16 protein-coding genes, 1 other RNA gene and 1 other annotated feature are annotated in these 21,802 nt (G+C 48.9%); all 17 genes read left to right on the top strand.

Going from position 1 to position 21,802, the window contains the following annotated elements:
- Positions 1 to 5 precede the first annotated feature (5 nt).
- The 17 genes from FYJ34_RS02645 (at position 6) to FYJ34_RS15550 (ending at position 21,802) form a co-directional block, all read left to right on the top strand.
- Positions 6 to 845 (top strand): PHP domain-containing protein, encoded by an 840-nt coding sequence (locus tag FYJ34_RS02645; RefSeq protein ID WP_154476029.1) that lies wholly within the window; start codon positions 6 to 8, stop codon positions 843 to 845.
- A 6-nt stretch (positions 846 to 851) separates the two neighbouring features.
- Positions 852 to 1,718, top strand: a complete 867-nt coding sequence (locus FYJ34_RS02640; RefSeq protein ID WP_154476027.1) for a putative ABC transporter permease — start codon at positions 852 to 854, stop codon at positions 1,716 to 1,718.
- 590 nt (positions 1,719 to 2,308) lie between these two features.
- Positions 2,309 to 5,836, top strand: coding sequence for an N-acetylmuramoyl-L-alanine amidase family protein (locus FYJ34_RS02630; RefSeq protein WP_154476023.1), 3,528 nt, complete (start codon positions 2,309 to 2,311; stop codon positions 5,834 to 5,836).
- 220 nt (positions 5,837 to 6,056) lie between these two features.
- On the top strand, positions 6,057 to 7,328 hold the full coding sequence (gene leuC, locus FYJ34_RS02625; RefSeq protein WP_154476021.1) for a 3-isopropylmalate dehydratase large subunit: 1,272 nt from the start codon (positions 6,057 to 6,059) through the stop codon (positions 7,326 to 7,328).
- A gap of 1 nt (position 7,329) precedes the next feature.
- Positions 7,330 to 7,851 (top strand): 3-isopropylmalate dehydratase small subunit, encoded by a 522-nt coding sequence (locus tag FYJ34_RS02620; protein WP_154478789.1) that lies wholly within the window; start codon positions 7,330 to 7,332, stop codon positions 7,849 to 7,851.
- A complete protein-coding gene (gene thrC / locus FYJ34_RS02615; RefSeq protein WP_154476019.1) occupies positions 7,838 to 9,331 on the top strand; it encodes a threonine synthase in 1,494 nt (497 codons plus the stop codon). The genes FYJ34_RS02620 and thrC overlap by 14 nt, the downstream gene beginning before the upstream one ends.
- A gap of 35 nt (positions 9,332 to 9,366) precedes the next feature.
- Positions 9,367 to 9,702 carry a hypothetical protein gene (locus tag FYJ34_RS02610; protein ID WP_154476017.1) on the top strand — a complete coding sequence of 112 codons (336 nt, stop codon included), beginning with the start codon at positions 9,367 to 9,369 and terminating at the stop codon, positions 9,700 to 9,702.
- A 268-nt stretch (positions 9,703 to 9,970) separates the two neighbouring features.
- Entirely contained in the window at positions 9,971 to 11,662 is a 1,692-nt protein-coding gene (locus tag FYJ34_RS02605) for a phosphoenolpyruvate carboxykinase (ATP) (RefSeq protein ID WP_154476015.1), read from the top strand.
- A 67-nt stretch (positions 11,663 to 11,729) separates the two neighbouring features.
- A non-coding RNA gene (gene ssrS / locus FYJ34_RS02600) (6S RNA) lies at positions 11,730 to 11,910 on the top strand.
- A 65-nt stretch (positions 11,911 to 11,975) separates the two neighbouring features.
- Positions 11,976 to 12,827: a YihY/virulence factor BrkB family protein gene (locus tag FYJ34_RS02595; protein WP_154476013.1), complete on the top strand. Its 852-nt coding sequence runs from the start codon at positions 11,976 to 11,978 to the stop codon at positions 12,825 to 12,827.
- 146 nt (positions 12,828 to 12,973) lie between these two features.
- Positions 12,974 to 13,197: a binding site (T-box leader), on the top strand.
- Positions 13,198 to 13,319: 122 nt separating this feature from the next.
- Positions 13,320 to 14,339: a phenylalanine--tRNA ligase subunit alpha gene (gene pheS / locus FYJ34_RS02590; protein WP_154476011.1), complete on the top strand. Its 1,020-nt coding sequence runs from the start codon at positions 13,320 to 13,322 to the stop codon at positions 14,337 to 14,339.
- Between the two features lie 109 nt (positions 14,340 to 14,448).
- Positions 14,449 to 16,866 carry a phenylalanine--tRNA ligase subunit beta gene (gene pheT / locus FYJ34_RS02585; protein WP_154476009.1) on the top strand — a complete coding sequence of 806 codons (2,418 nt, stop codon included), beginning with the start codon at positions 14,449 to 14,451 and terminating at the stop codon, positions 16,864 to 16,866.
- 200 nt (positions 16,867 to 17,066) lie between these two features.
- Entirely contained in the window at positions 17,067 to 18,089 is a 1,023-nt protein-coding gene (gene queA / locus FYJ34_RS02580) for a tRNA preQ1(34) S-adenosylmethionine ribosyltransferase-isomerase QueA (protein WP_154476007.1), read from the top strand.
- Between the two features lie 178 nt (positions 18,090 to 18,267).
- Positions 18,268 to 19,329 (top strand): L-threonine 3-dehydrogenase, encoded by a 1,062-nt coding sequence (tdh, locus tag FYJ34_RS02575; protein WP_154476005.1) that lies wholly within the window; start codon positions 18,268 to 18,270, stop codon positions 19,327 to 19,329.
- Between the two features lie 28 nt (positions 19,330 to 19,357).
- Entirely contained in the window at positions 19,358 to 20,563 is a 1,206-nt protein-coding gene (locus FYJ34_RS02570; protein ID WP_154476003.1) for a glycine C-acetyltransferase, read from the top strand.
- Between the two features lie 316 nt (positions 20,564 to 20,879).
- Positions 20,880 to 21,395, top strand: a complete 516-nt coding sequence (locus tag FYJ34_RS02565) for a hypothetical protein (RefSeq protein WP_154476001.1) — start codon at positions 20,880 to 20,882, stop codon at positions 21,393 to 21,395.
- Positions 21,396 to 21,403: 8 nt separating this feature from the next.
- A complete protein-coding gene (locus FYJ34_RS15550; RefSeq protein WP_154478787.1) occupies positions 21,404 to 21,802 on the top strand; it encodes an amidase domain-containing protein in 399 nt (132 codons plus the stop codon).

Below are 21,802 nucleotides of genomic sequence, written 5' to 3'. Positions count from 1 at the left end.
CGTTCATGAAAATAGATATGCATTGTCATGTAAAAGAAGGTTCCGTTGACAGCAAAGTTGGTCTGGAAGAATATATTTCCACATTGAAAGACTGTGGATTTGACGGGATGCTGATCACAGACCATGACACCTATAAAGGTTACCGTTATTGGAAGGAACATATAAAGGGGAAACGCCACAAAGATTTTGTGGTGTTAAAAGGGATTGAATACGACACCTGCGATGCGGGGCATATCTTATGCATCATGCCACAGGAGGTGAAGATGCGGATCCTGGAGCTGAGGGGGCTTCCAGTGTCTATTTTGATCGATATCGTACACAGGCACGGCGGTATTTTAGGACCGGCGCATCCCTGTGGAGAGAAGTATCTTAGCTTTGCCACGACCAAGAGGTATTTCAGGGCGCCGGAGATTGCCAAGCGGTTTGATTTCTTTGAAGTATTTAATGCCTGCGAATCAAAAGAATCCAACGAAGGAGCCTCCAGGCTTGCCAGTCGATACAAAAAGGTGGGCATCGGAGGAAGTGATTCACATCGGCCGGACTGTATCGGTACAGGTTATACCATACTGCCCCGGAGGGTGACCTGTGAAACCGAGCTGATCTCTTTGATCAGGGAAAAGGCGCCTGTTGAGGCAGGAGGCAGGCTGTACGGAAAAACGACAAAAGACAAGATGGGAAGGGCCAATAAGATCTTGGTTTATTCTTTTTGGATCTACAATAAAATGGGGGAAATCATTAAAAGGAGAAAAAGAAGGCAAAAAGGTGAGATAGAAAATCCGCTGAACGCCATCGATCCCATAGAGATCCCTCTTCTTGAAAATGGAAAACACAAGAAAGCGGAGTAGTTGTTCATGAGGGTATATGAGTTTATTTGGTATTTTTTTGCTTACGGGATCCTGGGGTGGTGTGTGGAGGTCATGTATGCCACAGTCGTACAGAAGACATTTGTCAATCGCGGATTTTTAAACGGCCCTATCTGTCCCATCTATGGAGTGGGGGTTGCGGTGGTGCTGCTGTTTTTAGAACCACTGCGGACGAATCTTTTACTTTTATACATAGTGGGGACGGTTCTGGTGACTGTCATTGAAGGGATCACGGGCTATGTGCTGGACAAGCTGTTCCATCACAAGTGGTGGGATTATTCCAATCGTCCCTTCAATATCGGCGGATATGTCTGCCTTTTGTTTTCCCTGATCTGGGGAGTAGCACTGGTGGCGATCGTCCTGCTGATCCATCCGGTGATACAAAAAGGCGTTCAGTTAATCCCCACCACAGTAGGGCTGGTGTTGCTGGTACTGTTAACAGGTGCGCTGTTAGCCGACCTGTATGTGACGGTGGCGGGCATCCTGAAGCTGAATAAAAAGCTGGAAGCCATGGAAAAGATCGCGGCAGAATTGAAGGTGCTGTCCAATAAAGTAGGAGAAAGTCTTTCGGAAAATGTTCTGGATACGCTGGAAGTGCAAAAGGAAGGGAAGAAGAGACTGGAGGATGTGCAGGCTGAAGGAAGAAAGAAACTGGAAGAAATGCAGCTGGAGGGCAGAAAGAAGCTGGAGGATGCGCAGGCCGAGCTGCGGAAGCGCTACCAGGAGATGATGGATTACAGAAGCAAGGTGGGGAACCGTCTGCTGAAAGCTTTTCCGAAGATGCAGTCCAGAGAGCATCAGAGTATGTTGAACGAATTAAAAGAGTATGCCAGAAACAGGAAGTGGCATCGGTAGGAGCGGGATAGGCGAGATCTACAAAAACGGATTGAAATATGGGTTGTGGTGTGGCTTCTATGGCTGTATTTTGCTCGCATTTTTTTCCAAAGAAAAGATTTATAAGTATGCGGCTATCATTATGAATCTGACTGTCATTCTGCTTTGTACAGTCGGAGCTTTGATGGGTGGGATATACGGACTAGGGATCATTCTGCTTCATATGCTGATTCCGTTTTATTCAGCGATATTCTAACGCTGATCATACAAACAACCGCAAGTTTACCATGTCCGGAATAAATGAAACAGCAAATCATAATGGTTTGTTGTTTTTTTATTACTCGGAATGGAAATGAATAGAAGAGAAGAATAAGGGGGAAAAGCGTCAATCAATCAAAAAAGATATTTTACAAAACGTTTCCTGGGACACCTGTTGGGGCATTTCAAAAAAGAACAACCCCACATATAGAAAATACAAATAAATAAGCTGATATACAAAAAAAACCAATAAGCAAATGCATTGAAACGGTGGAGAGGGGTCAAAGAATCCAGTATAATGGAAGAAGTTCTCAGAGCGAGAAATTCAAGAAGACAAAACAGGAGGAGAGAGAATGAAAAAGAAGATCATCAGTCTGCTGCTGGCAGGAGCCCTTGTGTTTTCACAGGGAAGTCTGGTATTTGCAGCAGGAGGGGACGATACACCCCCGGAGAATGCAGGAGAGGTGCGTGCGATCGCCAGTCTTACGGATGTGCAGGAAAAGGAGCGAACGACGCTGTCTGATGAAAGAGTACAGGTGGTGTACACGGTTACCGGAACAAATCTTGGAGCCATCGGTGTAAAAGCAAGGATCAGTGCCAACGGCAGAGAGTTTACGCCGGAAGAATGCTCTATCCAGCAGACCGGAAGTGACACGGAGAAGACGGTGACGGTGGTGGTGCCTAAGAACACAGACATTTATGCGGCAAATTATGCCGTGCAGTTCTGGCCGACAGAGGACACCAGCGGGTACCGGGCGTTTCAGAAAACGATCAACTTGCCTGCGCCGTCGGTGGATGACAAGACCAAAGTAACGACCATTACCAGCGGCCTTCCGGTAGTTCCCAGTGCGGGAGGTAATGTGGATATTACCATCACGGGAGAAAAGCTAAAAGAAGGAACGGGAGTAGCTTTTGAGGCGCCGGACAAACTGGATATTACGGCGGATTCTCAGGAAGTTACCTTCTCTGCGTGGGAGGTGCGTCCCTCAAAAGTGGTGTTTACGGCGAAGCTTCCGGCCAATACAGAAGAGGCGGATAAAGTGTATACCATTACGGCAACGCCAAAGGATGGGGGAGAAGCAAAATCCGTTCAAATCACAGTAAAAGGTACAAATTCTGCCGTAGAAATCCCTAAATCCGTATTAACCGGTTTCGTGGATGTAGGTACCGGTAAAGAGACGGTGGAGATCACACATGAAGGCGGCCTTAGAAATCTGAGATTAAGAGGAGCAGATCTGGATAACAGTAACAACGGTCTGATGACCAGTGAGGCGCCCAACGGCGTTCAGATTTCTGCATCGGATGAGGCGGTGGAGCTGAGTGGATGGATGACGTCTGCAAAGTATGTAATGTTTGATGCTGTCTTTCCGGAAAACAAGACGGATCAGGACAAAACCTATATCATTACGGCAACGCCAAAGGCGGGGGGAGAGTCCAAGACGGTGACGGTGATAGTGAAAAAGGCGGAAAACGTGACACCGGAGCCGGTACTACTTCCGGTAATCACGAAGGTGGAGGTGGATCCGGCCAACGTAGAAGCAAAAGGAGGGCCGGTAGACTTTACGGTAACGGGAGAAAATCTGACGAAGGACAACTACACAGCGGCAGTGAAGGTATTTGAAGATGGAGCAGAAACTTCCGCAGTGGTAGTAAGCCCTATCAAGATCAACGTTGAAAATAACGGGACGAAGGGGAACGGAGTAATGGCGATTCCCGAAAATAAGACCAATAAGGAAAGGGAATATCGTCTGACCGTAACACCGACGATAGAAGGAGCGTCAGGGCAGACAGCAGTTGTCAAGCAGGCCAAAGGGGAAGGGACGGAGGAACCCATACCGGAACCGGCCAAGGCTGAGATTCAGAGAATGCAGGTAAAATCCGGCGCAGAGCTTCCGGCAGAGGGCGGATCGGCTGTTGTCAATATTTTGGGAACCGACCTGGACAGCCGGGAAGAAGAACATACCAATGAACCGGATGGAATTACAGTATCAGTGGATCCATCTGCAGAGATTGCCTATACGACAAAACAGACGAAGGTAGTGGCCACGTTGAGATTGCCTGCAAACGAGGCGAAAGAAGATAAGACCTATACCGTTACGGCAGTACCCAAAACAGGCGGAGAATCCAAACAGGTTACCATTGTAGTAAAAGGGAAGGAAGAGGTTACGCCTCAGCCGGTCGATGCTGTGATCACAAAAGTAACGGCAGACAAAACCCGTGTAAGTGCAAAGGGAGAGCGTGTAGACTTTACAGTGGAAGGAGAAAACCTGACAACGGAGAACTACACAAGGGAAGTGAAGGTCTTTGAGGACGGAGTAGAGAAAAAAGATCTGACAGCAAAGACAATCATGATTTCCGCTACAGAAGGCATGATAGCGATTCCTGAAAACAGGACAGAGAAAGAAAGAGAATATCGTCTGATCGTAACATCTGTGAAAGAAGGCGCAGAAGCAAAGACGGTATCTATCCTGCAGGATGGGTATGTAGAAGAAGTGACTACAGTAACGGGTGTAACGGTAAAATCCGGTGCAGAGCTTCCGGCAGAGGGCGGACAGGCAGTCCTGGAGATAGAAGGAACCGCTTTGGACAGCCTCGGGATCAGTCACTTCGATATGCCGGACAATATTACCATTAAGGCAGATCCCTCCGGAGAGCTGATACCTGACTTTATGACAACGGCCCAGAAGGTGACCATTACATTTGAATGCCCGAAAAATGATACGAAAGAAGATAAAACCTACACGATCACTGTGGCACCGAAAACAGGCGGGGAATCCAAACAGGCAACTATCGTGGTGAAGGCGAAAGAGGAAGCACAGGTTCCGGTGATCCGTGACGTAAAGACCTGCTGCAAAGAGGTAAAAGCAGAAGAAGACTTTATCATTGTGACGGCAGTGGGCGATCATCTGACAAAGGATAACTGGGACGCAGTGGTGGAAGTTTATGAGAAAGATACCGAAAATAAGGTGGACGGCGTTTCTGTAAAAGTAGAAAGACACGAGAAACCGGAGAAGGTGATCGTGCGTGTTCCGGCAAATACAACCGGAAAGGAACTGGAATATCGTATTACCGTAGCATTAAAGGCAGAGGGGGCGCAGACTTTCCTGCGTAAAGTGACACAGCCGAAAAAAGAAGAAGAAAAGGCCGGCTGGAGAGAAGACAGCGTTGGAAAATGGTACCGGTATGCGGATGGGACTTATCCAAAGGCGCAGATCGCGGAGATTGAAGGAGAAATGTACTACTTTAATGCCCAGGGATATCTGGAGTGCTGCCGCTGGGTACAGGCAGATGGCAACTGGTATTATCTGACTTCTGAAAGCAAGGCGCAGAAGGGCTGGGCAGGAATCGGAGGAAGCTGGTATTTCTTCGATAAAAAGACTGCTAAGATGCAGACCGGCTGGGTACAGGATGGAGATACCTGGTACTTCCTGGATGGAAGCGGAGCTATGAGGACCGGCTGGGTACAGACAGGAGGAAGCTGGTACTTCCTGGACGGAAGCGGAGCCATGAAGACCGGCTGGCTGCAGGACGGCGGAAAGTGGTATCTGCTGGCAGAAAACGGAGCGATGCGGATCGGCTGGGCCAAAGACGGAGATACCTGGTACTTCCTGGATGGAAGCGGAGCCATGCAGACCGGCTGGGTACAGGACAGTGGCAACTGGTATTTCCTAAACGGAAGCGGAGCCATGCAGACCGGTTGGGTACAGACGGGAGGAAGCTGGTATTTCCTGAATGAAAGCGGAGCCATGCAGACCGGCTGGCTGCAGCAGGGAAATACCTGGTACTATCTGAAAGCAGACGGCTCTATGGCAGCCGGCACCGTGATCAATGTAGGTGGGACCAACTATCGCTTTGCCGGAAGCGGAGCATGGATCGGATAAGGATTGAATAAGGATCCGATGATTCCCCGAAACTGACACGAAACTGATATAAAACATCAAAGAGACTTCTAAGGGCAGGTGGGAGCTTGCTTTTGGGAGTCTCTTTTGCATAATTTAATCAACCTTTGATGAGAAAAGGCTGTTTGGCATTCTTCCTTGCGTGAATTTGTGGATCTATGTTAGAATACTAGCCAAAGCTTTAGGACAGGAGGAAGTTGGAATGGGAATGACGATGACACAGAAAATCCTGGCAGCTCATGCGAGATTGGATCAGGTAGAAGCAGGTCAGTTGATAGAGGCAGAACTGGATGTGGTCATGGCCAATGATATCACGGGGCCAATGGCACTTCCGATTTTTAAGGAAATGGCACAGAAGGTATTTGACAAAGATAAGGTGGTAATGGTTCCGGATCATTTCACACCCAATAAAGATATTAAATCTGCAGAGAATTCCAAGGCTATCAGGGAGTTTGCAAGGCAGCAGGAACTGAAGTGGTTTTTTGAGCAGGGGAAATCAGGGGTAGAGCATGCGGTACTTCCGGAAGCAGGAGTGGTCACGGCGGGAGAGTGCATTATAGGAGCAGACTCACATACCTGTACCTATGGAGCGCTGGGGGCGTTTTCTACAGGCGTGGGAACGACAGATATCGCTACCGGTATGGCAACCGGAAGGCTTTGGTTCAAGGTGCCGTCGGCCATCCGGTGCGTTCTGACAGGGACGCTTCCCCCCTATGTCAGCGGGAAGGATGTGATCCTGCATCTCATTGGGAAAATAGGAGTGGACGGAGCGCTTTACAAGTCCATTGAGTTTGTGGGAGAGGGAGTCTCCCAGCTTTCCATGGCAGACCGGTTTACCATTGCTAACATGGCCATTGAGGCGGGGGCAAAAAACGGGATCTTTCCGGTAGACCGGGAGACGGAAGCGTATATGGCGGAGCATTCCAAGAAAGCGTACACCGTTTATGAGGCGGATGAGGACGCCGTTTATGACGAAGTGGTAGAAGTCTGTCTGGATCAGGTGCGTCCGACGGTGGCATTTCCACATCTGCCGGAAAATGCCAGAACGATTGACGAGGTAGAGGCGATGGATCCCATCTACATCCAGCAGGTGGTGATCGGCTCCTGTACCAATGGCAGGATCGAAGATATGAGGAAAGCAGCGGCGATCTTGAAGGGACGGACGGTACATCAGGATGTGAGAGTCATGGTCATTCCGGCCACCCAGAAGATCTACAAGCAGTGCATTCAGGAGGGACTGATGGATATTTTTGTAGATGCAGGCTGTGCAGTCAATACCCCCAGCTGCGGCCCCTGTATGGGCGGTCACATGGGAGTCATGGCGGCGGGAGAGCGCTGTGTTTCCACCACTAATCGGAACTTTGTGGGACGGATGGGACATGTGGAGTCCCTGATCTATCTGGCGTCGCCGGAAGTGGCGGCAGCCAGCGCAGTGTTTGGTTATATTGCAAATCCAGAGAAAGTAGGTGTATAACATGAAAGCGGCAGGACGTATTTTCAAATATGGAGACAACGTAGATACGGATGTGATCATTCCGGCAAGATATCTGAATTCCTTCGATGCGCAGGAGCTGGCAAGTCATGCCATGGCAGATATCGATCCGGAATTTGCGGGAAGCGTAAGGCCAGGAGATATGATCGTGGCCAACAAGAACTTTGGCTGCGGCTCTTCCAGGGAACACGCGCCTCTTTGCCTGAAAACAGCCGGAGTCAGCTGCATCATTGCGGAGACCTTTGCGCGGATTTTTTATAGAAACGCCATCAATATCGGACTCCCCATCATTGAGTGTCCGGAGGCGGCAAGAGGGATTGAAGCAGGAGATGAGGTAGAGGTAGACTTTGACAGTGGAAAGATCTATAATCGAACCAAGGGAACCAGCTTTCAGGGACAGCCGTTTCCTGCGTTTATGCAGAAGCTGATCCAGGCTGGCGGATTGGTGAACTACACCAACGGCAGGAAGCAGGAGATAGAGGAAGGACAGGATGGAAGAAAATAAGAAACAATTGTATTATAAAAGCACGAGAGGGGACAGAGAGAAGGTAACGGCGTCTCAGGCGATCCTGAGAGGACTGGCTCCGGACGGCGGCCTGTATGTTCCGGAAGAGATCCCGCCCCTCCCATACACCATGGAACAATTTGGAAAAATGGATTATCAGGAGACTGCCTATGCGGTCCTGAGAGCTTTTCTGACAGATTTTACGGAGGAAGAGCTAAGAGGCTGTGTGGAAAAAGCCTATGATGACAAATTTGATACTTCGCAGATCGCTCCTCTGGTCAAGATAGGAAAGGAGTATTACCTGGAACTGTTCCACGGAGCAACGATCGCATTCAAAGATATGGCTCTGTCGATCCTTCCGCATTTGATGACAGTGTCGGCGGAAAAACAGCAGGTGGAAGAAGAGATCCTGATCCTGGCGGCAACCTCAGGAGATACCGGAAAAGCTGCCATGGCTGGCTTTGCAGACGTGGAAGGGACGCGGATCATCGTGTTTTACCCCAAAAACGGAGTCAGCAAAGTGCAGGAGCTGCAGATGGTCACGCAGAAGGGTGCAAATGTGGATGTAGTGGCGCTTCACGGGAATTTTGACCATGCACAAAGCGGAGTCAAGGCACTGTTTGAGGATCGGAGAATGGCGGAAGAACTAAAGAAAAAGGGGTACCGTTTTTCTTCGGCCAACTCCATCAATATCGGAAGACTGCTTCCTCAGGTAGTATATTATGTGTACGCCTGTGCGAAGCTGTTGGAAAATCAGGAGATACAACCCGGGGAGACGTTGGATGTGGTAGTTCCCACAGGGAACTTCGGGAATATCCTGGCAGCCTACTATGCAAAACGGATGGGAGCGCCGATTGGCAGACTGATCTGCGCTTCTAATGAAAATAAGGTGCTGTATGATTTCTTTGAAACCGGCTGCTATGATAAAAACAGGGAGTTTATCCTGACGACCTCGCCTTCTATGGACATCCTGATCTCCAGCAATCTGGAAAGGCTGCTGTATCATGCTTCTTTGGAAGATGCAGAGGCAGTAAGGGTGTGCATGGAGGAGCTGAAAGAAAAGGGTTCCTATAGGATATCGGATACGATGCGCAAAAACCTGCGGGAGTTTCAGGGCGGATATGCCACAGAAGAGGAAACCGCCGCGGAGATCCGCAGAGTGTATGAGGCGACAGGCTATGTTATGGATACCCATACGGCTGTTGCTTCCACTGTATGCGGACGGTACCGGGAAGAGGCACAAAGCCCCTGCCTGATCGCCTCGACTGCCAGCCCGTATAAATTTGTAAAAAGTGTCCTGGCTGCACTGGGAAAAGAGGAGAAGGGGGATGAACTGTCTCTGCTGTACCAGCTAGAGAAGGTTTCAAGGACGGCCATGCCGAAGGCGGTCAAGGAGATTCTGGAGGCAACGGTGCTGCATACGATGGAATGTGACCGGGATGAAATGAAAGAAACGGTAAGAAAGATCCTGGAAGTGTAGGGATCGGCTAAAATGAGAGGATGGAAAGCAGAAAGATGAAAGAATTGTACGGAATATTGGCGGTAGCCTGCAGCGCTTACTGGATGGTCAGCTTTTACAATATGAAATTTAAGGGAAGGATCAGCCACAGTATCCTGTTGCCCAAAGGCACAAATCCTGACAATTGCAGAAACAAAGAGCAGTACATCAAGGAAATGCTGCTGCCCATGGGAGGGATGGGAGTGCTTTTACTGGTGTATGGGGCAGTGGAACTGTTTCACGCATTTACAGGGCAGGGAGGCAGGCTTTTAGGAGTCATGCTGGTTCTTTGCATGGTGGGCCTTGGAGCGTTTACCATCTGCCTGGGAAAAACGAACCGAAAATATTTTTAGACGGATCCGGGGAGATGACGAAGCAAAGAAGTTTTACGGCGGGAAATGACAGGGTCGGACGAGCGTATAGAAAAGAATAAACATAAAAATGCAGGATCAGAATGAAAATCCTGCATTTTTATGTTTTAGAGGAAAAACGAAACGCAGAAACTGAATAATAGAAGAGAAAAACCTTCAAAAATATTGTTAAATTTTTGATAAATCGTTGACTTTTCCGGAGAAAAGTGGCATAATGAAAAAAATTTTGAACTTTGAAGGAGGAAGGTCTATGGCTACAAAAGCGTATTATCCAATCAGCGAGATCGGTGCGGGAAAGACTGGGTTTTCCAAAACCCGTTCTATCATCGAGGCTGCGTTTTATGGAAACAATGTAGTAAAAGTGGAGACACTGAAGGAGGCATATGAGCTGGCGAAAAATTCGCCGGGTACGATCGTTACGGATATGCCAGTATATAGAGGAGAAGAGTTCGGTCTTGACCGGGACGCCAAGGTATTGTTGTTTAACGACGGCGCTATTACCGGCCGTTATGCTGCGGCAAGAAGGATCGCAGGAGAACCGGGAGTGGACTGCGAGGCGTTGGACAAAGTGGCAATGGATGCGATCTATACCTCCCGCTGGAAGACGATGTACCATGCAACGGTATACGCAGGCCTGGATCCCGAATTTATGGTAAGAGTTCATCTTCTGATCCCGGAGGGAGAAGAAAACATCATGTATTCCTGGATGCTGAACTTCCAGTATATGTCCGATGAGTACGTGAAGATGTACAAAGAATCCAAGCTGATCGGAGATGGAAAAGAGCCGGATATTTATATTTTCTCAGACCCGCAGTGGACGCCGGAGGAGAATCCGGGAGTGAGCTTTGACTGTTTGAGCGACCCCAAGACCCTGTGCTACTTTAACACAGATCAAAACTGTGCATGTATCCTGGGAATGCGTTACTTTGGAGAGCACAAGAAGGGAACCCTTACCATGGTATGGGCCATCGCCAACAGAAACGGATATGCTTCCTGTCACGGCGGACAGAAAGAGTATCTGCTGGCAGACGGATCCAAGTTTGTAGCTTCCGTTTACGGACTGTCCGGATCCGGAAAATCCACTCTGACCCATGCAAAGCACGGTGGAAAATATGAGATCAAGGTGCTGCATGACGATGCATTTATCATCAATACAGACACCTGTGCTTCCATCGCCATTGAGCCGACCTACTTTGACAAAACCTCCGACTATCCTACGGGATGCCCGGATAATCAATACCTTCTGACTGCGCAGAACTGTTCGGCAACGCTGGACGAGGACGGAAAGGTGCAGCTGGTTACAGAAGATATCCGTAACGGAAACGGACGTGCCATCAAGTCCAAGCTGTGGTCTCCGAACCGTGTGGACAAGATCGAAGCTCCGGTCAATGCGATCTTCTGGATCATGAAGGATCCTACGATCCCGCCGGTAGTGAAATTAAAAGGAGCAGCGCTGGCGTCTGTCATGGGAGCAACGCTGGCAACCAAGCGTTCTTCCGCAGAGCGTCTGGCGCCGGGAGTAGATCCCAATAAGCTGGTGGTGGTGCCTTATGCGAATCCTTTCCGGACATATCCGCTGGTCAATGACTACGAGAAATTTAAAAAACTGGTAGAGGAAAAGCAGGTAGACTGCTACATCATCAATACAGGAGACTTCATGGGCAAAAAGGTAAAACCGGCAGACACGCTGGGAATCCTGGAGGCGATCGTGGAAAAGAAGGCAGAGTTCAAACAGTGGGGCCCCTTCTCCGACATTGAGATCATGGACTGGGAAGGATTTGTTCCGGATCTGGAAGATGCATCCTACAGGGAGCAGTTGAAAGCACGGATGCAGGATCGTGTCAACGAAGTAGAGCGTTTTGCAGAAGCAAAAGGCGGCTATGACAAGCTCCCGCAGGAAGCAGTGGAGGCACTGAAAAAACTGGTGGAAGAACTGGCTTAATTTGACCTGCCGGTGGCCGACCTGTAAAAGGCTTGTCAAATTTGTAAAAATATTATATACTGAGGGTACGAACCTGGGGTGCGCGATACTCCTGTTATTTTGAACCTACATTACTTTAAACGGGACTCTTATATCTCTGTAATATGTCAGGCCTCCGATTTTGCAGTGGAAGACAGAAAATCAGATGCGGACACCCACCTGGCGCCAGCTAGGAGTCAAAATACAGGAACCGGCATTTCGGGATACAAACAAGAAAAAGACAGTCGTTTGGCTGTCTTTTCCTATGAGGAGAAGACGGGAGAGGAGAACAGACATGAAGGTATGGAACAGGCTGCTGGAAAAGTTGGATGGGATCGCCCGGGAAATTGCAGACAATCATGTGGGAGCTTATGCCGCGCAGTCTGCCTATTTTTTTATGCTGTGTCTGATCCCTATTTTACTGCTGATGATCACGATGGTGCAGTATACGCCGGTAACTAAAGCGGACGTGATGACGGCGGCCATGCAGGTGTTTCCCAGCTCCGTCCACACGATGATCACTTCTATCATCAATCAGGTATACAACCGTTCCAGAGCCATCATCCCTTTGACGGTGCTGGTAGCGTTGTGGTCGGCGGGCAAGGGAGTCATGGCCATGGCAACAGGGCTGAACGGGGTCTATCGGTGCCGGGAAACCAGGAATTATGTGGTGATTCGGATCCGCTCTACCATCTATACGATTTTTTTCCTGCTGGTCATTATCTCCCTTCTGGTACTGGGAGTATTTGGAAATCTTTTGCAGATGGTGGTACAGGAGCATGTACCGGTCATGGAACGGATGGCAACGAAGTGGATCCAACTGAGAGAAGTGATTACATTTCCGGTGCTGATCCTGTTTATTCTTATGATCTACAAATTTTTACCCAATAAAAAGCACAGGATCCGGGAACAGATCGTGGGGGCCTTTGCGGCAGCCACAGGCTGGATGGCAGTGTCCTGGGTGTTTTCCATGTATCTGGACATTTTTAAAGGGTTTTCAGATATGTACGGCAGCCTGGCAACGATCGTTCTGATCATGCTCTGGATGTATTTCTGTATGTATTGCGTGTTGCTGGGCGGAAATCTGAACCGGGTGCTGCAGGAGAGAAAGGGAAAAGAGAAGGACGCTTCCGCCCAGGGGGAATAAAACGCTCATGTAGCAGAGGAAACCTGTCCGGAGAGGGAATGACTTCTTCGAAAAAAAGGGAAAATGAGTACCCGAAAGAGAGTCCCGAAGGAGAGGAAAATCCGGCTTGACAGAAAAAGACTTTGTGGTACAATGAGTAGGAATCATAAAAGGCAAAGACGGTGTTAGTAGAGAATCATTTTCCGACAGAGAGAAGGAACCATTGGCTGGAAGTTCTTTTCGGTTCAGATGATGATCCAAGTTCCCACCTGAGCCGCATCTCCGAACCGATACAGTAAGAGATGACGCAGACTGCACGTTACGCAGATTGGAGTGTCCGCAGATAATTGCGGGAATCAGGGTGGTATCGCGGGTGAGCCTCGTCCCTTTTCAGGGATGGGGATTTTTTGTTTTATAGAAAAGTACATCCTGTGAAATAAAGACTGATAGCAAGGAAAATGGGAGAAAACGGGGAGAACCCTAATTCATGGAAAGTGGAAGGAAGGAAACATTATGAAAGAAATGCTGGAACAGATCAGAGAGGATGCAATGAGGATGATCGAGGCGGCGGATGTGCCGGGTACCTTAAATGACGCCAAGGTAAGATTTTTGGGAAAAAAGGGAAAATTGACGACGGTGCTGAAAGGAATGAAGGACGTGCCGCCGGAGGAGAGACCGCAGGTGGGTCAGATGATCAACGAAGTGCGGGAGGAGATCGAGGCATTTCTGGAAGAAACAAAGAAAAAAATGGATAAGGTTATGCTGGAGGAGAAGCTGAGACAGGAAGTGATCGACGTGACCCTGCCGTCCAAAAAGCAGCAGATCGGCCACCGCCATCCCAACATGATCGCCTTGGAAGAGGTGGAGAGGATCTTTGTGGGAATGGGCTATGAAGTGGTGGAAGGCCCGGAAATAGAGTATGACCTGTACAATTTTGAAAAGCTGAATATTGAGGCAGATCATCCGGCAAAGGATGAGCAGGACACCTTTTATATCACAAAGGATATCGTTTTGCGGACCCAGACTTCTCCGGTACAGGCGCGTGTGATGGAAAAAGAAAAGCCGCCGATCCGTATTATCGCACCGGGAAGAGTGTTCCGCTCCGATGAGGTGGACGCTACCCATTCTCCTTCCTTCCATCAGATCGAAGGACTGGTGATCGACAAACAGATCTCCTTTTCCGATCTCAAGGGAACGCTGGAAGTCTTTGCAAAAGAGCTGTTTGGGGAGGACACAAAGACCAAATTCCGCCCCCACCATTTCCCGTTTACAGAGCCAAGCGCAGAGGTGGATGTGACCTGCTTCAAATGTAAGGGGAAGGGATGCCGGTTCTGTAAAGGGACAGGCTGGATTGAAATTTTAGGGTGTGGAATGGTACACCCCAGAGTGCTGGAAATGTGCGGAATTGATCCAGAGGAATATACAGGATTTGCTTTTGGTGTGGGACTGGAGCGGATCGCACTGTTGAAATATGAGATTGATGATATGCGTCTGCTCTATGAAAATGACGTAAGATTTTTGAAGCAGTTTTAAACAGGACAGCCGGCCGGGCAGGGAAACAGGGTTGCCGTCAGACAAAAGGCGGCTCCCGGCCGACCGGGCCAAAAAGTAAAGAAACAGACCAGAAAAGAGGAGGATCAAAATGAATACATCATTATCATGGATAAAAGCATATGTGCCGGACCTTGCTGTAACGGCACAGGAATATACGGATGCAATGACACTTTCAGGGACAAAGGTAGAAGGATACCGGCAGATGGATGCGCATCTGGAGAAGATCGTAGTAGGAGAGATTCTGTCTATTGAAAAACATCCCGACGCCGACAAGCTGATAGTATGTCAGGTCAATGTGGGAGAGCAGACCGTCCAGATCGTAACAGGGGCGGACAACGTGAGAGAAGGCCATAAGGTTCCGGTAGTTCTGGACGGAGGTTCAGTGGCGGCAGGACATCAAAAAGGGGCGGAATCAAATGGAATCCGGATCAAAAAAGGAAAACTGAGAGGCGTAGAAAGCTTCGGGATGATGTGCTCCATCGAGGAGCTGGGAGCAACCAGGGAAATGTATCCGGAAGCTCCGGAAAACGGGATCTATATTTTCCCGGAGGATGCCAAAGCGGGAGAGGACGCAGTGGAGCTGCTGGGCCTTCGGGACGTGGTGTTTGAGTATGAAGTGACTTCCAACCGTGTGGATTGCTTCAGTGTGACCGGGATCGCAAGAGAGGCGGCGGCTACTTTTGGATGCAGCTTTTGTCCGCCGCAGGTGACGCCCACCGGAAATGAAGAAGATGCAAACGAGTATATTACGGTGGAGGTCAGGGAAGAGGAGCTGTGTCCCAGATATTGCGCCAGAGTGGTAAAGAATGTAAAAATAGGGCCTTCTCCGGTTTGGATGCAAAGAAGGCTGGCGTCAGTGGGGATCCGCCCCATCAACAATCTGGTGGATGTTACCAATTACGTGATGGAAGAGTACGGACAGCCGATGCATTCCTATGATCTGGATACCATTGCAGGAAGAAGGATCGTGGTAAGAAGGGCAGAGGAAGGAGAAACGTTTGTGACCCTGGACGGGCAGGAAAGAAAGTTGGATCCTTCCGTTCTGATGATCTGTGACGGAGAAAAATCCATTGGGATCGCAGGGATCATGGGAGGGGAAAATTCCATGATCACGGAGAACGTACAGACTGTTCTGCTGGAGGCAGCCAATTTTAATGGAACCAATATCCGGAAATCCGGAAAAAAAGTAGGACTTCGGACAGATGCGTCCGGAAAATTTGAAAAGGGATTGGATCCCAATAACGCCATGGCAGCCATGGATCGTGCCTGCCAGCTTCTGGAAGAGATGGGAGCAGGAGAAGTGGTGGGAGGCGCCGTGGATGTTTATCCCCGGAAAAGAGAAGAAGTCCGGGTTCCTTTCCGGCCTGACAGCATTAACCGGCTGCTGGGAACTTCCCTGACCAGGGAAGAAATGCTGGCTTATCTGGAAAGAGTGGAACTGCGCCTGGATTCGGAAACGGAAGAGATCGTAGCGCCTACCTTCCGCCAGGATATCCTGCGCAGCGCCGATGTGGCAGAGGAGGTAGCAAGGTTCTTTGGGTATGACAATATTCCCACCACCCTCCCAAGAGGAGAGGCGACGACAGGCAAGCTTCCGTTTAAGCTGCGGATCGAGCAGATTGCACGGGATATGGCAGAGTACTGCGGCTTCCATCAGGGAATGTGCTATTCTTTTGAAAGTCCCAAGGTATTTGACCGGTTAAGGCTGGAAAAGGATGATGCGGGGAGAAGAGCAGTGGAGATCTTAAATCCGCTGGGAGAGGATTACAGCATTATGAGAACCCTTCCGCTAAATGGGATGCTGACCTCTCTGGCAACCAATTATAACCGCAGAAACAAGGATGTTCGCCTGTATGAACTGGGAAATATCTATCTGCCGAAAGAACTTCCCCTGACAGAACTGCCGGAGGAACGGATGCAGTTTACCCTGGGTATGTACGGGGAGGGAGATTTTTACACGATGAAAGGTGTGGTGGAAGAATTTTTGGAGAAGGTGGGATTGGATCAAAAGCTTTCCTTCCAGCCGGAGGCCGGAAAACCCTTCCTTCATCCGGGACGGCAGGCAAAGCTGCTATACCGGGAAAGAGAACTGGGATATCTGGGAGAGGTACATCCGGAGGTGGCAGAAACCTATGGCATCGGGACGAGAGCGTATGTGGCAGTCCTGGATATGCCGGAGGTGGTAAAAGAGGCAACCTTTGAGCGAAAATATACCGGTATTGCAAGATTTCCGGCAATGACCAGGGATATCAGTATCCTGGTACCCAAGAAGATACTGGCAGGAGAAATCGAAGAGATCATAGAAAAACAGGGAGGAAGGTACTTGGAGAGCTACCACCTGTTTGACCTGTATGAGGGATCTCAGATCAAGCCGGGCTGCAAGTCTCTGGCCTACTCCATTACCTTCCGGGCAAAGGATAAGACACTGGAAGAGGCGGAAGTATCGACAGCAATGGAGAAGATCCTAAGCCAGTTGGAAGAAATTGGCGTGGAACTGCGAAAATAGACGCTGTAAAGCGGCAGAAGAGACGGCCAAAAGCGACCTCAAAGCCGTATGAGAAGGCTTGCAGCGATTGCGGTAAAGCCGCGCAGAAAATCGCTGTCAAGCTGCAGGAAACCGGTGAGAGAAGAGATGGCGTCGATGCAAAATGAAAAAAAGAAAGAAAAACAAGCAGGAGAAACAATACAGATCAAAGAGGAGGCTCTATGAAGCGTCAGGACTTTTATTATGAATTACCGGAACGGCTTATTGCACAGGATCCCCTGAAGAACCGCTCGGATTCCAGGCTTCTGGTGCTGGACAAAAAGACGGGGGAGACTTCTCACAAAAAATTTCCGGATCTTTTATCCTATCTGGAGGCAGGCGACTGTCTGGTGATCAACGATACGAAGGTGATTCCGGCAAGGCTGCTGGGACAGAAAAAAGGGACAGGAGGGCACGTAGAGGTTCTGCTGTTAAAAAGAAAATCCAAAGACGTCTGGGAGGTTCTGGTAAAACCGGGGAAAAAGGCCAGACCGGGAGCAGTGATCGAGTTTGGCGGAAATCTGTTGACGGGAGAGATCATCGACGTGGCAGAAGAGGGCAACCGGCTGATCCGATTTTCCTTTGAGGGGATTTTTGAGGAAGTGCTGGATCAGCTGGGAGAAATGCCCCTGCCGCCCTATATCACGCACAAGCTGGAGGACAAAAACCGCTATCAGACGGTATATGCCAGACATACCGGTTCGGCAGCCGCACCTACGGCGGGTCTGCATTTTACTCCTGAGCTTTTGGAAAAAATCAGGGAAAAGAACGTAACCATTGCCAGGGTAACGCTTCATGTGGGACTGGGAACCTTCCGGCCGGTAAAAGTAGACAATATTCTGGAACATCACATGCATGCGGAAACATATGAGATCAGCCGGGAGGCTGCACAGGCCATCAATGAAGCCAAGGAAAGAGGCGGCAGGGTGATCTGTGTGGGAACCACCAGCTGCAGGACCATAGAATCGGCGGCAGAAGGAGGAAAGGTCCGACCGGGAAAGGGAGAGACAGATATTTTCATTTATCCCGGATACACCTTTCAGGTATTGGATGGGCTGGTGACAAATTTTCATCTGCCGGAATCCACTTTGATCATGCTGATCTCGGCGCTGGCAGGAAAAGACCAGGTACTTCGGGCGTATCAGGAGGCTGTCAGGGAGGAATATCGGTTCTTTTCCTTTGGAGACGCCATGCTGATCGTTTAGGAAAAAAGTACAAGAGAAATGAAAAAGACGGCAGATTGACAAAAATCTGCTGTTTTTTTGTCAATTTCCTGTGAAATTTTCTTCTCAAAAAGCGGGAGTATGGTATAATGGACGAAGAAAATGTAAAAGCAGGGGACGATAAAGGAAAACCTCTGCAGGAAGTCAGGGAGGAGACAAAATGAGTGTGGAAACAAAAGACTTAATGTGGGCGCTGGTGAAAGAAAAATCAGAAAAGGGCCTTTGGATGAAACAGGTTCCGGTGCCGGAAGTCAAGGAAAACGACGTCAAGATCAAGATCAGAAAAACGGCTATCTGTGGGACGGACGTACATATTTATGAGTGGAATGAGTGGGCGCAGAATACCATCCCCATCGGAATGACAGTCGGTCATGAGTATGTGGGAGAAGTGGTGGAAGTAGGAAGCGCAGTCAGAGGATTTAAACCGGGAGATCTGGTATCGGGAGAAGGACATATCACCTGTGGCAAATGTCGGAACTGCCTGGAGGGGCACAAGGAAAACTGCCGCAGCGCAAAGGGAGTGGGAGTCAACCGGAACGGGGCTTTTGCGGAATATCTGGTGATTCCGTCCTGTAACGTCTGGCCGTGCAACCCTAACGTTCCGGAGGAAATGTATGCGATTTTCGATCCCTTCGGCAATGCCACCCATACGGCGCTGTCCTATGATATGCTGGGAGAAGACGTACTTGTGGCCGGAGCGGGTCCCATTGGCTGTATGGCGGCTGCTATTGCAAAGTTTTCCGGAGCAAGGCATGTCGTGGTAACAGATCTGAATCCTTACCGTCTGGATCTGGCTAAGAAGCTGGGCGCTACCAGAACGGTAAATCTGAAAGAAGAAAAGCTGCAGGACGTTATGAAAGAGATCGGTATGCAGGAAGGGTTTGATGTGGGATTGGAAATGTCCGGATCCCAGGCAGGATTAAACGACATGATCCACAACATGAAGCATGGCGGAAACATTGCACTTCTGGGATTGCAGCGGACAGATGCAGTGGTGGATCTGGAGACGGTGATCTTTAACGGACTGAATATCCGCGGAATCTATGGAAGAAAGGTGTGGGATACCTGGTACAAGATGTCTACGATGATCCAGGCAGGACTGGATATACACGAGATCATTACCCACAGATTTGACGTGCGGGACTATGAAAAAGGATTTGCAGCAATGATCTCCGGACAGTCCGGGAAGGTAGTGCTGGACTGGACACATCTGCATGACTAAGGAGAAAGAAAAGAGAGGAAGACAAATCATGGCAAATAAGGCAGAAATATTAAATCTTTATGCAAAGACGGTAGAAGAGATCAAAGAAGCAGGACTGTTTAAGGGAGAGGCGCCTTTTGTATCTCCGCAGGGCTCCCGCGTACGGATGGAGGACGGAAGGGAACTGCTTTGTATGTGCGCCAACAATTATCTGGGACTGGGGAACAATGCCAGACTGATCGAGGCGGCGAAGCGTACCTATGACGAGAAGGGGTACGGCGTAGCTTCCGTGCGCTTTATCTGTGGGACACAGGATATCCACAAGACACTGGAAAGACGGATGTCAGAGTTTTTGGGAACAGAAGATACCATCTTGTATTCTTCCTGTTTTGACGCAAACGGAGGTCTGTTTGAAACCCTTCTGACGGCGGAGGATGCGGTGATCAGCGACGAGCTGAACCATGCTTCCATCATTGACGGGGTCCGTCTGTGCAAGGCAAAGCGTTTTCGCTATAAGAACAACGACATGGCAGATCTGGAAGAGAAGCTGAAGGAAGCAGATGCGGCAGGGGCAAGGATCAAGCTGATCGCTACCGACGGAGTCTTCTCCATGGACGGGATCATCTGTAACCTGAAAGGAGTCTGCGACCTGGCGGATAAGTATGACGCGCTGGTGATGGTAGACGACAGCCACGCGGTAGGATTTGTAGGAAAGACGGGTAGAGGAACGCCGGAATACTGCGGCGTGCAGGACAGAGTGGATATTATTACCGGAACCCTTGGGAAAGCGCTGGGAGGAGCGTCAGGCGGATATACGTCAGGCAGGAAGGAGATCATTGATCTTCTCCGCCAGAGAAGCCGTCCATATCTATTCTCCAATTCTTTGGCTCCGGCCATTGCGGGAGCCAGCATTGAGCTTCTGGATATGCTGGAAGAAAGCACCTCTCTCAGGGATCATCTGGAAGAGGTTACAAAATATTACAGAGAGGAACTGGAAAAGAACGGGTTCGATATTATCAAGGGAACGCACCCCTGTGTGCCTGTCATGATTTATGATGAAAAGACGGCGGCAGAATTTGCTAAACGAATGATGGAAAAGGGAGTGTATGTAGTGGCATTCTCATATCCGGTCGTTCCGAAGGGGAAGGCAAGGATCCGTACCCAGGTGTGCGCAAGCCACACGAAGGAGGACATCGACTTTATCCTGAAGTGCTTTATGGAGGTTCGGGAAGAGATGAAGGCAGCTTCCCTGTAATGGCAGACGTTGCATCTGCCCTCTCATGCAGGACAGAGGGAGAGATCGGCGCTGCAGTCGGGAACGCAGAAATAAGAGGATAGAAACGGACTTAAAATCAGGGATTCCCAGTGAATAGACCAGAATTGGCAATTCGCAGGAGTCCCTTTTTTGCTCTGCCAAAGAAAAGTCAAAAGATTGACAAAAAATAATTATATATTTTAATCAATGAAGAACACAGCAAAGTTGAAGCTTGAAATGGAAGAGAAGTTAGCCGGAAAATGTATCCCTACTACTTATTACTGAGTAGAGAAAGGAAAAAAGGAGGAAGAAGCAAGTGGGAAAGAGATGTATGCATGCAGGGCTGATTTTGATGCTTGTGGTGTTTTTGGCAGGCAATAGCTCTGCATCGGAAGAAGAGATTTACGAAAGTAGAATATTGCCACAAGGTTTTGATGAGACGGTTACGTTTGGAGAAGTTGAGGCAGAGATATTACAGTTGATTCAGGAGAGACATTTAAATATTCCGCTACATTCCAAAGCGTATGTAGATTTTATGTATGCTATTTTGTATAACGAAGTGCCGGCCATTTCCGATGAAGTTTCTGAATATTTCGCGGCATATGCAGCGGTGTATGTGACAGAATACCAGCGGAGAGAAGTAGAAAGCCCGGGAGAGACAGGAGATACAGAAAGTATAGGAATGGATCTGGATGGTACCATACAGGAAGAAAGACTGAGAAACCAGGAGAAGTTTCGAAAATTAGAAGAAGGAGCAAATCAGAACAGCATATTACGGGCAGAGGGGTATAATGTGTCTGCAGCGCAGGATTATGCAAAAGATTTGCGTTAACGAGAAATCTGGCTTATTTTGCTTATGAGTACGATTGTACAAATTTTGCATCACAGATTGTTCATTGGGCAGGAATGACTCCGATTAGAACTCAATGGCAATGGAATGGAACGGAGCAGGCACGTAGATGTTGGAATGTAGCACATGATTTTATAGAGTATTGGACACTGGAAAGAGGATATAATGGGGGAGCTTACCTAACGAAAGCGGATGCGAAAAGACACGCATTGCCGGGAGATCTTATAGGCTACATGGATAAAAAGGACTATAAGATTTGGCATGTGACTTTTGTACAGAGTAAATCAAACGGAAAAATTTATGTTTCACAGCATACGGGGGATCGATACAACGAAGACTGGGATGGTATTGATATTAATAATAGTACCTGCATTATTGTTCGATTTTAA

This window comes from Suipraeoptans intestinalis (assembly GCF_009696485.1).
Lineage (GTDB): Bacteria > Bacillota > Clostridia > Lachnospirales > Lachnospiraceae > Suipraeoptans > Suipraeoptans intestinalis.
The sequence above is the reverse complement of the archived record's forward strand: the minus strand, read 5'-3'. Positions and strand labels throughout refer to the sequence as shown.